At 44.2% G+C, this 12,922-nt stretch carries 12 protein-coding genes and 1 riboswitch; of the genes, 10 read left to right on the forward strand and 2 right to left on the reverse strand.

Features of this window, described 5'->3' with window-relative positions; all coding sequences use genetic code 11:
- The first annotated feature begins 20 nt into the window (after window positions 1-20).
- Window positions 21-887: a sulfite exporter TauE/SafE family protein gene (locus AABM38_RS01120; RefSeq protein ID WP_423408759.1), complete on the forward strand. Its 867-nt coding sequence runs from the start codon at window positions 21-23 to the stop codon at window positions 885-887.
- Between the two features lie 18 nt (window positions 888-905).
- Here the strand turns inward: AABM38_RS01120 and AABM38_RS01125 are convergent, their stop codons facing one another.
- Window positions 906-1,889 carry a GNAT family N-acetyltransferase gene (locus AABM38_RS01125; protein WP_423408760.1) on the reverse strand — a complete coding sequence of 328 codons (984 nt, stop codon included), beginning with the start codon at window positions 1,887-1,889 and terminating at the stop codon, window positions 906-908.
- On the reverse strand, window positions 1,889-3,073 hold the full coding sequence (locus AABM38_RS01130) for an FtsW/RodA/SpoVE family cell cycle protein (protein ID WP_423408761.1): 1,185 nt from the start codon (window positions 3,071-3,073) through the stop codon (window positions 1,889-1,891). The genes AABM38_RS01125 and AABM38_RS01130 overlap by 1 nt, the downstream gene beginning before the upstream one ends.
- A gap of 420 nt (window positions 3,074-3,493) precedes the next feature.
- Here AABM38_RS01130 and AABM38_RS01135 point away from each other — a divergent pair, with 420 nt between their 5' ends.
- The 9 genes from AABM38_RS01135 (at window position 3,494) to AABM38_RS01175 (ending at window position 12,799) form a co-directional block, all read left to right on the forward strand.
- On the forward strand, window positions 3,494-4,270 hold the full coding sequence (locus tag AABM38_RS01135; RefSeq protein WP_423408762.1) for a hypothetical protein: 777 nt from the start codon (window positions 3,494-3,496) through the stop codon (window positions 4,268-4,270).
- 77 nt (window positions 4,271-4,347) lie between these two features.
- Window positions 4,348-4,549: riboswitch (cobalamin riboswitch) on the forward strand.
- Window positions 4,550-4,903: 354 nt separating this feature from the next.
- Complete coding sequence (locus AABM38_RS01140) at window positions 4,904-5,866, forward strand: ABC transporter substrate-binding protein (protein WP_423408763.1); 963 nt, start codon at window positions 4,904-4,906, stop codon at window positions 5,864-5,866.
- Entirely contained in the window at window positions 5,832-6,890 is a 1,059-nt protein-coding gene (locus AABM38_RS01145) for a FecCD family ABC transporter permease (RefSeq protein ID WP_423408764.1), read from the forward strand. The genes AABM38_RS01140 and AABM38_RS01145 overlap by 35 nt, the downstream gene beginning before the upstream one ends.
- Window positions 6,890-8,332: an adenosylcobinamide amidohydrolase gene (locus tag AABM38_RS01150; RefSeq protein WP_423410620.1), complete on the forward strand. Its 1,443-nt coding sequence runs from the start codon at window positions 6,890-6,892 to the stop codon at window positions 8,330-8,332. Before AABM38_RS01145 ends, AABM38_RS01150 begins: the two co-directional genes overlap by 1 nt.
- Before the next feature lie 92 nt (window positions 8,333-8,424).
- Window positions 8,425-8,808 (forward strand): VOC family protein, encoded by a 384-nt coding sequence (locus tag AABM38_RS01155; protein ID WP_423408765.1) that lies wholly within the window; start codon window positions 8,425-8,427, stop codon window positions 8,806-8,808.
- Window positions 8,809-8,939: 131 nt separating this feature from the next.
- Window positions 8,940-9,185 (forward strand): STAS domain-containing protein, encoded by a 246-nt coding sequence (locus AABM38_RS01160; RefSeq protein WP_423408766.1) that lies wholly within the window; start codon window positions 8,940-8,942, stop codon window positions 9,183-9,185.
- Window positions 9,186-9,271: 86 nt separating this feature from the next.
- Window positions 9,272-9,691: a universal stress protein gene (locus AABM38_RS01165; protein WP_423408767.1), complete on the forward strand. Its 420-nt coding sequence runs from the start codon at window positions 9,272-9,274 to the stop codon at window positions 9,689-9,691.
- Between the two features lie 487 nt (window positions 9,692-10,178).
- A complete protein-coding gene (locus AABM38_RS01170) occupies window positions 10,179-11,261 on the forward strand; it encodes a D-alanine--D-alanine ligase (RefSeq protein WP_423408768.1) in 1,083 nt (360 codons plus the stop codon).
- Between the two features lie 158 nt (window positions 11,262-11,419).
- A complete protein-coding gene (locus AABM38_RS01175; protein ID WP_423408769.1) occupies window positions 11,420-12,799 on the forward strand; it encodes a UDP-N-acetylmuramoyl-tripeptide--D-alanyl-D-alanine ligase in 1,380 nt (459 codons plus the stop codon).
- Window positions 12,800-12,922 lie beyond the last annotated feature (123 nt).

The raw sequence follows: 12,922 nt of genomic DNA on the forward strand, positions 1-12,922 counted from the left end.
AATGTAAAAGGATGTTGTAAATGGAATACATACTTTTCTTTGTGCTTGGCGGACTGATCAGTGTTTTGTCGGGATTCTTTGGAGTAGGGGGAGGGTTCATCCTGACGCCGATTTTACTGCTGATGGGATTCTCTCCACTTCAAGCCATCACGACAAGCTTGTTTTTTACGGTGGGAACCTCTTTATCGGGAATCACAGCCCATATTAAGCTGAAAAATATCCTCTGGAAAGAGGGACTGATCATGGGAACGAGCGGAATTGCGGCTACACAGCTGGCGAGACCGATGGTTTATTATCTTGAAGCCCGTGGCTGGGATGATATCGTGATCCCATTCATGTATATCGTATTGCTCGCTTATTTTGCGTTCAGTATGATTCGCCAGGGCAAAAAGTCAGACGAAGGCGTCATCGCACCCGAATCATTTTCAGTGCCTAAATTAATGGCGATCGGATTTGTCGGCGGTTTCGCTTCTGCTGCGCTCGGTGTAGGAGGAGGCTTCATCATTGTGCCGCTGATCATCACGATGCTTGGATTTAATCCGAAGAAGGCTGTTGGGACAAGCCTTTTTGCAGTTCTCCTGATCGTGAGTGTTGGTTTCGTATCCTACGCTGTCAAAACCGAGATCGACTATGTGATCGGCTTGATGCTGATCGCCGGCGGGCTGATTGGCTCTCAATTCGGCGCGAGACTGACGGGTTATTTTCAGAACAAGGAAATGAATGCGATGCTTGGCATGCTTTACCTTGCTACACTTGCAGGAGCCGTGCTGAAGCTGTTTGCTTTAAATAAAACAGGCCTGGCAATCATGAGCATCTTCATTGTCTATTTCTTTGCCCGTTCTTTTGTGAAAATAAATCAAGCAAAACACATACCAAAAAAAGGCTGAGGATCCTCAGCCTTTTTCTTATGCCTCAGATGTAACAGGGTGTTTTGCATGCAGTGGAAAGGATAGGCTGCCGTTTATTTTTACAAAAAGGGCACCCTCTCTTTCAAATGGACTGAGTGAATATTCCAGTTCTTGATAATCAGGTGTGTAGTGGAACACAATCTCGTTTGTGACTCCATCGGCTATTGCAGCAAGAATCTTTTCTATGTTTATCGGTGACTTGCTGACTAAATCAATCAGGTGAACTGTGCGCTCCTCTTTTGAAAAAATAATGACCGCATCTTCCTGCTCCGAGTAATAAAGGGATTCTGGAAATACATTCAGTACATGAAACATCGAAATGCAGCCTGAATTTGCCGTGCCAAACACCTTTGAAACAGGCATTCTTTCGGAAACCATTTTTTCGACTAACTGAAGGTCCTTGGTATTGGAGATATCCAACTTTCTTAACAATTTTTCACTATAAGCTGAAGCAGATTCAGATTCCTTCGCAAAGCCAGAAGACTGGTACTCTGGATAGTTGGAGCCTGCCACTGTATTTGAAGAAGGGTTCACCGTTTCTTGTGATTCCACTTCAAAGCCTGAAGGGGATTTTACCGTATATAATGATTCTTCCACCCGTTCAAATCCGAATTTTGGGTAAAAATCGAGAACGCTGTCATTGGCAAAAAGGTACATGAAGTCGTATTGATCTTTGTACTCCTCCAGAATATGATTCATCAGGATTGCTGACAGTCCTTTGCTGCGGTAATCAGGATGGGTCATCACGGTGCCAATTTGCAAAGCTCTGCAGCTGGCTCCTTCAATAATAAAGTCAAGCTTGTTGACTGACACATTCGCGACGATTTTGTCCCCGTCTGCATAGGAGTAAGGGATATAGCGGTTGCCCCAATACCCCAATTCATGCCAGCTGCTAAAATTGATGCCGAAAATTTCATGGGCGAGATCGATAAAACTGTTTCTTAAAAGATCATTGTCGCGGTAATGGCTGATTAATTTCATTAGTTAAAACTCCTGTCATTTGATGCAAACATATATGTTTTATGGTGATAGTGAATGCCGTAGATCAGACCCATGGCGAGCATATTGCCCATGAGTGAGCTGCCGCCGTAGCTGATGAAGGGCAAAGGGATGCCGGTGATTGGCAGCAGCTGAATAGTCATTCCAATATTCTGAAAGACATGAAAAGTGACCATGCTGATCACACCAGCGCTTATATAAGTATTAAATGGATCGTTTGTATCCAAAGCTGTTTTTACTAAATGATAGATTAACAGGAAAAAGAGACTGATGACCACGCTCCCGCCCACGAAACCGTATTCTTCTCCAATCACACTGAAAATAAAATCCGTATGGCTTTCGGGGATATATACTTCCCGGCCGCTGAAGCCTTTACCAGTCAGCATCCCAGAGCCAATTGCTCTTAGTGATTTGATCAAATGGTAGCCATACTCACTCTGGTAGCTTTCAGGATCGATCCAGGCATAAATGCGTCCAAACTGATAGGTCTTCACTTTTAAATATTCCTTGAGTATTTCAGGTTTCCAGATGACGAGATATAGAATTCCCGCACCAAGCGCCGCACCGCCGCCGTAAAGAGGCAAAATGATTTTCCAGGTGATGCCGGAAACGAGAATCAAGCCGGTGAAGATGGCAAGGATAACAAGCGCTGTTCCGAGGTCAGGCTGAAGCATAATCAGTCCGAGTGGGAACGCAGTAATCGCTCCCAGTTTGATAAAGAGTAGCAAGTCTGTTTGGAAGGTCTTTCTTTCATGTTTTTCATGGTGGATGTAAATGGCTTTGCTGAGGGCGAGAATCAGAAAGACTTTCATGAATTCTGAAGGCTGGATGGAACCAATTGGATCGATGACAAACCAGCTTTTTGCATTATTGATATGGGGAGCGATACTGGCAGGCGCAAGGTACAATCCGATAAGAAGGAAAATGCCAAATCCGTATAAATACCAGGAAAGCCTCCTTGATTGCTCGCTGTCAAATTGCATGACAACACCGATGATGCCTGCGCCGACGACGTACCAGAATATTTGCTTGAACATGAAGTTCTCACTGTATTGTCCAGTTTTCTGCGCACTGTAAATGGCTGCGCAGCTTGTCAGAAAAAACAGCATCAAAATGAATGTCAATGTCCAGTCAAACCGATCATACTTTTTCGAAGGATTTCCCATAACATACACCCTGTCCAATCTGTCTCTTGATACTTACAAATTTATGCTAACAAAGAAAAAATATCCTTACAATGCCTCTGGAGGAAACATTTTCTTATACAGAAATAATAGACGAAGGATGGGAACATTTAGTTGCTCCATATAAACAGTTTGGGCCAAATATTATCTGCTTCAGCGGTCGGGATTCTTTTGGCAGGGATAGACAATAATAAAGATGTTTTTTATCCGAAAAGCTGCAATTATACCGGAAAAATTTTGCGTATCAAAATAAGCTATTTTTGATGTTTTTTGTTAGAATGGAATGAGCGTCATTATGAACGGAAATGTAGCTCAATTTGTCTGAACTCAAATTCGTTCTTTCGCGAATTTGAATCCACAATCCATCTTCACAGCCAAGAAATTGTCCGGGAGGTTTGCCCCTTGAAAAAGCACCATCCTTATAACCGGGAAATGGTATATGTCCATTTGAACGACCGGGATCAATATGTCCTTTCATACGGAATCGAATTTTTTGAATTTGCCCGCTCATTATCGGATTCACTCAATCATTTGCTGCTCCTGAAGCATCAATATGAAGATGGTGAATTTAACAGGCATACCTTATTTGAGTATGTCCCGGAAGATAGTGTGGAAAAACTTGTTGTGGAAAATGTACATGCCTTCGGGGATTTCTGCTGGATTGATTTTGAGGAACTTGAAGCGCTGAATGTGCTTACAGGTCAGGAAATAGCGGAACTCCTCTATCTTGGACATATTAAGCATCATCTGAAGCTCCCATTCTATAATCAGCTGGGCAACCGTTTTGCTTATCTTGCACACGAAGATGGCTGGTTCAATAAGACGTATTACCGGAACTTCAATGACTTTTTCCGCATGCTCGGAATTGTGATTGCCGGCAAACTTGGTGAATTGAAGCCTGAGAAAACATTGCTTGGTATTAGGAAAAAGAAATCCTACCCATCTGTCAGCAAGGAAATTTTAAAATCGCTGACTCCTGCTTTGAAGGAAGGCGCCGTCTTTTCCCTAAAGAATATGCAGCAAAACCGCAACCGGCTTGAAATCCCGATTTGGATTATCGGCGATTTTTCCAATATGGATGATATGTATGATGAATTTAAAGAAGCAAGCGGGAATGCTTGCGACGGCAAACTTGTATTCGATAAAAAGCTGAAGGAATGGAGCCTGCAGGCACTATAATCCTGTTTGCAGCGAAATTTGATCTTTTTTGAAGCATTTTTTCCGCCATCGTGTATAATTGGATTTAGCGGAAAATTACATAATCATATGAATCGGGTGTCTTTTAAGGCTATGCAAAGCCTTATGAAAACAAGACTTAAAAGGGAAGTTGGTGTAAATCCAACGCGGTCCCGCCACTGTGAATGGAAGCGAGCTGCAAAATGTCACTGTACAAAGTATGGGAAGGCGCAGCAAGCGATGACCATGAGCCAGGAGACCTGCCTGTTCATTGCACCAGCAAACCTACGAGGATAGGGAGGTGCCGACAGGCTCTATGTCTTTTTGTATTTTAAAGAACATTTGCTTACTCGGACATCTCCCCTTTAGGTGGAGATGTTTTTTTATTTTATGGCTCTGTTAAAGCTGAATGATGATTTTTAATACCCTGTTGATTGTAGTGGAAGGCGCGTAGACTCCTGCGGGCTCAAGCTGGACAGGTGAGACCCCGCAGGAGCGAAGCGACGAGGAGGCTCAGCGCCAGCCCCGCGGAAAGCGAAGCGCCTGGAACGAAAATCAACAGACTTGTTTAACAGAGACACTTTATTAAGAAGCTTTTCCGCACATAGCGGAAAACCAAAAATGGAGGAGAAGCAATTGAAAAAGTACTATTCATTCTTATTGGCCATGCTAATGGCGGTCATCGTGCTCGGCGGATGTGGAGACAAACAATCCGAACCGAAACAAAAGGAAAAAGCCACCGAGGAACAGCAGACAGAATTCCCGGTAACGGTAAAAGATGCACTTAATGATAAAGTAGTAATTAAAGAAAAACCGGAAAAAATCATATCACTGATTCCAAGCAATACGGAAATCGTTTATGCACTTGATCATGGCGATGCGATTGTTGGAGTGACGGATTTTGATAATTATCCTGAAGAAGTGATGTCGAAGGAAAAAATCGGCGGGATGGAATTCAATGTAGAAAAAATGATTTCGCTGAAACCTGACCTGGTTTTTGCACATGAGTCAACGGCTGATAGTGCAGCAGCTGGCCTTCAGCAATTGCGGGATGCAGGAATTGCTGTCGTGGTCGTGAATGATGCACAGAAATTTGACGGAGTATACACATCCATTGAGATGATCGGAAAAGCGATAGGCGAGCAGGAAAAGGCCGCTGAACTTGTTGATGATATGAAAAATAGATTTTCAGAGCTGAAGAAACAGGCTGAGAGCATTAAGGAGAATGAGCAAAAGACAGTATTCGTCGAGGTTTCCCCTGCACCAGAAATCTATGCTGCAGGAAAAAACACCTTCATCGATGAAATGCTCGCTTTAATTGGTGCTAAAAACGCGATTGGCGATATGGAAGGATGGCCAAAGGTCGATCAAGAGGCAATCGTCGAGCGTAATCCGGACGTCGTTGTCACAACCTATGGTTATTACTCAGAAAAGCCGGTTGAGCAGGTACTTGCGAGACCGGGCTGGAAAAATGTAAAAGCCGTCAAGGACCAGCAGGTTTTCGATGTCCATTCCGACCTCGTTACCCGTTCAGGTCCAAGGCTGGCTGAAGGAGCAGAGGAGCTTGCAAAAGCCATATATCCGGACGTTTTTAAATAAAAAAGGTTCAGCATATGTTGCTGCTACAGCCTTTTTAATTATATCGATGCTGTTTGGCATATCAATCGGAACTGTTCCCATCCCTGTACCCGCTATTATTAAAATCATTGGTGCTGAAATTTTCCGCTTTCAGGGACAGGGAATCGTTCCGATGCATGTAAGTATTGTAATGGAGATACGGTTGCCGCGCGTATTGCTTGCAGGTCTTGTCGGTGCGTCCCTTGCCATGGCAGGAGCAGCCTTCCAGGGACTGTTAAGGAATCCGCTGGCAGATCCATATACATTAGGAATTTCTTCAGGAGCTTCAATAGGCGCGGTTATTACCTTGTTTTTGGGGATATCGCTTCCTATTGTCAAGTCTTTCACGCTGCCAGTGCTTAGCATTTTGTTTGCATTCGCAACGATTCTATTTGTGTTATTTTTTGCCCGGCAAATCGACCGGCTGCTCAGGGTAGAAACGATCATCTTAACTGGAATCATTTTAAGCTCCTTTCTCGGTGCGTTCATTTCGTTGATGATTGCCCTTTCCGGAGAGGAGCTGCGGCAAATTATCGGCTGGCTGCTTGGCAGCGTATCGATGAGGGGCTGGGAGTATATAAAAATAATCCTTCCATTCTTTATTGTTGGTCTGGTCATTTTGATGGCAAATGCACGGGAACTGAACGCGATGTCCTTTGGAGAAGAGCGTGCCCAGCATCTTGGCGTCAATGTGGAAAGAAGGAAACTGTTGATTCTCCTGTCAGGCGCGCTGTTGACAGGTTCAGCTGTTGCAGTGTCAGGAACAATCGGCTTTGTCGGATTGGTCATTCCCCATTTAACAAGGACTATTTGGGGGCCGGATCACAGACATTTGCTTCCGCTATCGGTTTTAATCGGCAGCGGCTTTCTGATTCTGGCCGATCTTGTATCACGAACCGTGATTGCGTCGGCCGAACTGCCGATCGGTGTGATTACGGCGCTGATTGGCGCTCCGGTGTTTGCGTTTATTTTAATGAGAAATCGTAAGGAAAGAAGTGCTGGATGATGATAACCGTTAACGATTTAACAGGAGGCTATTCGGGAGGAGAAGTCCTGAAGGGGATATCGTTTGCCGTGGGAAAAGGGGAGCTCTTTGGCATTCTTGGTCCGAACGGAAGCGGGAAAACCACTTTGTTAAAAATGATATCCGGTGCTTTGAGTACGAAAAAAGGTGGTATTGCCCTTGATGGCCGGCCGTTGGATGACTACACTCCAAAGCAGCTTGCCCGGCTGATGGCAGTGCTCCCGCAGCATGCTGACCAGGCCTTTCCTTACAGTGTAAAGGAAACGGTATCGCTTGGCCGTTACGCACACCAAAAAGGATGGCTGAACAGCTGGACGAAAGACGATGAGTTCATTGTTCAAAAGGTGATGGACCAGACGGGAATCACCCATTTACAAGGGAAGTCCATTGCTGAATTATCCGGAGGCGAAAAACAGCGGGTGTTCCTGGCCCAGGCTCTTGCCCAGCAGCCGAAGATCCTTCTGCTTGATGAGCCAACGAATCACCTCGACCTTTCTTTTCAAAAAGAACTGCTCGATTTGCTGAAAAAATGGACTGTTGGAGAAGAATTGACGGTTGTGTCTATTTTTCATGATTTGAACTTAGCATCGCTATATTGTGACCGATTGCTGCTGATGGAAGATGGACAGATTTTAATCGTTGATACACCTGTGGAAGTTTTAAAAGAAGAGCGGATTCGGAAGGTGTATAAAACTGAAGTGAAAAATCATCCACATCCTGAAATCGCAAAGCCGCAGCTGCTATTGCTACCGAAAGCTGGGGATGGGGAGAAACAAAACGTGAAAATCGATTCGAGGGAGCTCGATATGTGCAATGACCGTATCGTCCTCAAGTCACCGATCCCGTTAAGGACGATGTCATCGGGAATCACCGGTGCGGGGATAGGTTGGCATCGTTCATTTGTGAACAGGATTGTTCCAGCAGAATATAACTGCAGCGACCATAAGGCGGAAATGGCGGAATATTTGCAGGAGAACGGCTTTCTTCCAAGTGAAACGGTCGGCATGATGACCGCTGTTCCGGCAGAGACTGCCTCCTACGAGCTTTTCGAAGCTGATGAATTTTCGATTTTTGTGCTGGTCTCAGCAGGAAACACGTCGAGGGACCTTCCGCGTAATATCAATACATGGTTGTTCATTAACGGGAAAATTTCCGAGGAAGCTTTTATCCAGAGCGCGATGACGGCGGCTGAAGCGAAGGTGAGTGTCTTGCAGGAAATGGATGGAAGCCATTCTGGCACAGCTGGCACATCACCTGGAATTTCCACGGACAGTATTTGTATCGCCGCTACTCAGCAAGGAGGATTAATATCCTATGCCGGCACAGCAACTCCGCTTGGGAAATTGATCAGCCAGGGAATTTACACTTGTACAAGGGAAGCAATTTTAAACTATCGATCAGCACAATCCGTAATGAAAAGCTGAAGCACAAAGAATGGCGGATATATTTATCCAGCTGCAACGTTGAAGAAGGAATCCTGGAACTGTTCACGAATGTATAAGATGAGGTGATAATCATGGATTTAAAACTAGGGTATGTTATTTTATACGTTGAGGATTTGGAAAAAACAAAACACTTTTACGGTGAATTGCTTGGCCTGAAGCTTCGCAATGAATTTGGCACTTATATCGAATATGAAACAGGCAATACCGTCCTTTCCATGAACACAAGGGAAAGCGGCCGGGAGATCACGAAGCTTCCAATTCCGGATGGACAAAGGAAGGAACAGACCTTTGAACTTGGTTTTGTGACCGAGGATGTAACAGGTACTGTAGAAAAATTACGCGAGGCTGGCGTTCCGATTTTATTGGAACCAACCGAAAAGCCATGGGGCCAGGTAGTTGCCTATGCCGCAGATCCTGATGGGCATTATATTGAGATCTGTACGCCGATTGGATAAAGAAGAATGAATCCCTGTTGTTACGCAGGGATTTTTTTATGTAATCGGATTCCAGTTAGTGAATGTAATTTTAGCGTTTAAATATGAAAGATGGCGGAATGTGAAGAAATTTTATTACAGGTCAGGTGTTTTTGGCTTCCGTAACAGACTTGATTGCCTCCATCGATTTTAAAGAAACAGCAAAAGAAGTAGTGATTGACCTCACTCATGCACATGTATGGGATGATTCAGCCGTTGCGGCAATTGATAAAATTGTCCTGAAATTAAGAGAGAACGGTACGGTAGTCCGTTTGCATGGCTTGAATGAGCCAAGCTCTCATCTGATTGACAGGCTTGCTGTTCATAAACAGGAGGGCGCCAAGCTTTCCGGGCATTAAATAAATTTTGGAAAAGCACGTTGACTATTCAGCGTGCTTTCTTTTATATATTAGATAATAGATTCATAGGCAGGGGGAGAGTATCGATGTTTCATAAAATTTTACTCGCGGCAGATGGTTCTGACCATTCTGTGCGAGCGGCAAAAAAAGCCGCAGAACTGGCAAAATTAAGCGGGGATAGTGAAATCACTGTAGTTTACGTCATTGATGGACAGACATCGAAGGAAGATATACTCCACAATCCCGATCGTTCTGTGGTTGAGGAAAAAAGGAGACTTAGACTCCAGCCAGTGACAAGCCTGTTTAACAGCGAAGATTTGAACTTTAAGCTGGAAAAATTATTGGGCGAACCTGGTCCGGCAATTGTTGAATATGCTAACAAGAGTGACTTTGATGTAGTGGTAGTCGGAAGCCGCGGATTGAATGGCCTTCAGGAAATGGTGCTTGGGAGCGTCAGCCATAAAGTGGCGAAACGAGTAAAAGCACCGGTGATGATTGTTAAATAGTTTTGATGAACTCGCCTCGTGGCGGGTTTTATTTATTATTTCCATTGGCGGAGAATTGTTTTTTTAAATTCTTGAAGTTCTGTTTCGAATTTTTTCCTTGTGTTGAAGAATTCCATTTTCACGGAATTAGTAATTGGTTCATATGGTATTTTAAACAGGAATAATGGGTTCTTTTCCTAGAAATGGAGCAATTAAAGTACTTTTGTTTCACTGCAGTCAGGTATTAAACTAGGCTTGAGGTTTCATATAAATAAAAGAGGAAATAGTATAGCTGGAGAACTAATATTAAAAATTGATAACATTTAACTTCTTAAAATATAAAGTGGTAAAATAAAAAGCGGAAGTGCCATGGCTGGACCTGGGCCGCTTAAAGATTATTCCTTTATGGGGATGATTGGAATAGGCTAATCGGGATGAACTCGGGCTAAGACACTCGACATAAATGTTATCAGAATTGAAAAGTGAATCATAATGGAGGTCAATTTTTATGAAGACAAGAATCGGGCTGCTTTACGGCGGCAAATCGGCTGAACATAAAGTATCCATGCAGACAGCGCTGGCTGTAACAAAAGCATTGGATTTTGAAAAATTCGAGATTTATCCTATATACATAACGGAGGAAGGAGAATGGGTCAAGGGTCCTCAATTGAGCGCTCCGGCTGAAAATGTGAAAGCTCTTGCGTTTTCTGATGCTTCAAACCTGCCATCCCCTTCATTTACTCCCGCGCTATTCCAGGCTGGCGGTGCGGAATCAAGCCAGACTCTTGATGTCATTTTCCCATTGCTTCACGGTCCAAACGGTGAAGATGGAACGGTACAAGGTCTGTTGGAATTATTGAACCTTCCTTATGTCGGCAATGGTGTCCTAGCATCAGCAGCTGGTATGGATAAAGTCCTGATGAAAAACATCTTTGCCCAGGCAGGACTGCCTCAGGTCGATTATGTATCTTCCCTTCGCAGCGAATGGGAAAAGGATAACGAAAAAGTTTACAGCCTGGTTGAAGAACGACTTGGCTATCCATGCTTTGTAAAGCCAGCGAACCTTGGATCAAGTGTTGGTATCAGCAAGGCTTCAAATAAGGAGGAGCTTGAAGCTGCGTTCAAAGAAGCATTCCAATTTGACCGTAAAATCATCATTGAGCAGGGTGTCGTTGCGCGTGAAATCGAAATCGGCGTATTGGGCAATGACGAGCCTGAATGCTCAGTAGTCGGTGAAATCGTTCCTAAGAAGGATTTCTATGATTATAAGGCTAAATACGAAGATGGCGATACAGCGATGATCATTCCAGCTGAAATCACGGAACAGCAATATGAAGATATAAAAGAGATGGCCGTTACAGCGTTCAAAGCGCTTGATTGCTCAGGCCTTGTCCGTGCAGACTTCTTCCTTACGAAAGAAGGAGAATTCCTGATCAACGAAGTCAACACAATGCCTGGCTTCACACCATTCAGCATGTTCCCGCTGCTATGGAAACACACAGGAGTTGAGTATCCGCAGCTGATCGAAAAATTAGTAAACCTGGCAATCGAACGCCACACCGAAAAACAAAAAATCAAGTATACCTTTTAATGCAACATCACATTAGATTACCGCGTTAAAGCACCGGGGGTCAGACCCCCGGCGCTTTAACGCGGTGGGGTATTTACTTCTTGGGAAACACGGCAGGGAAGCGATTGGCTTTTTTGGCCGTGTTCCTTCATTTTTGCTGTCTATGGGAGGAAGTTATCATGATTCAAAAAACACTAGCGGAAATTGCTAAAATGGCAGGCGCATTGAACGATGTCAGCAGTTTTGGTGATGTGATGGTCAAGGGTGTTACAATCGATACCCGAAAAATCGAAGAGAACAATCTGTTTATTCCTTTCAAAGGGGAAAGGACAGATGGACATAAATTTGTAGAAGATGCGATTACAAATGGCGGAGCTTCAGCTGCACTATGGCAAAAGGATGTTCCGAATCCTCCTGAAGATTTGCCAATCATCATCGTTGAAGACACAACAGTTGCGTTGCAGGAGCTGGCAAGGAGCTACCGCAATTCACTCGATATTAAAGTAGTTGGGATTACAGGCAGCAACGGGAAAACAACGACGAAGGATATGACAGCGGATTTGCTGGCATTAAAGTTCAAGGTTCAGAAAACAGAAGGCAACTTCAACAACCATCTTGGCCTGCCTCTGACGCTTCTCCGCCTCAGGGAAGATACAGAAGTTGCTGTGCTTGAAATGGGCATGAGCAGCAAAGGAGAAATTGAATTTTTAACAGAAATGGGCCGGCCTGACGCTGTCATCATCACAAACATTGGCGAATCACATTTGCTTGACCTTGGTTCAAGGGAAGCGATCGCGGATGCGAAGCTTGAGATTATCAGCGGGCTGCGGGAAAACGGCTTGATTATTTTTAATGGCGACGAGCCGCTGCTCCAGGAAAGGCTCAAGGATTATAATGGAACAGGCAATCTGAAGACATTTGGATCAAGTCCTGATAATGACCTTTATCCTGTCAGCGTCGAACCGATGGAAAATGGAAGCAGGTTCAAAACAAATCAAGGCACTGAAACTTTCGAATTGCCGGTTCTCGGCAACCATAACATTTTAAATGCGCTGGCAGCGATGCTTGCGGCAGAGTTCCTTGGGGTTCCTTTTGGAAAAATGAATGAAGGATTTGCAGGCCTGAAGCTGACAAACATGAGGATGGAGCTCTCAGAAGGCGCAAAAGGCGAGAAGATCATCAATGATGCCTACAATGCCAGCCCGACTTCAATGAATGCTGCAATTGATCTCGTTGCGAACCTGACTGGTTATAGCCGCAAGATTCTTGTCCTCGGCGATATGCTTGAGCTTGGGCCGCTTGAGGGAGAGTACCATTACAAGGTGGGGACTTCCCTTGATGCCGGAAAAATCGACTTTGTCTTCACTTATGGCAAGCTTAGTGAAATGACTGCCAAAGGTGCAAGAGAGGTGCTTGGTGAAGAAAAGGTGTTTGCATACCAGGATAAACAAGCTTTAAGTGACGAACTGAAAAAACACGTCACGAACGAAACGATTGTCCTTGTAAAAGCTTCCCGCGGAATGAAGCTGGAAGAAGTGGTACAATCCCTGCAAAAATAACAACATCAAGATGTCCTTAACAGGGCATCTTTCTTACGTTTATACTGAGTCGTTATTATAGGATTTTAAGGGTTAAATGATTTAAAATGGGGAAAGATTAAATACGAGAAAAACTAATGGGTG

The sequence above is a fragment of the Heyndrickxia sp. MSNUG genome (assembly GCF_049532715.1).
In the GTDB taxonomy this organism is placed as follows: domain Bacteria; phylum Bacillota; class Bacilli; order Bacillales; family Cytobacillaceae; genus Mesobacillus.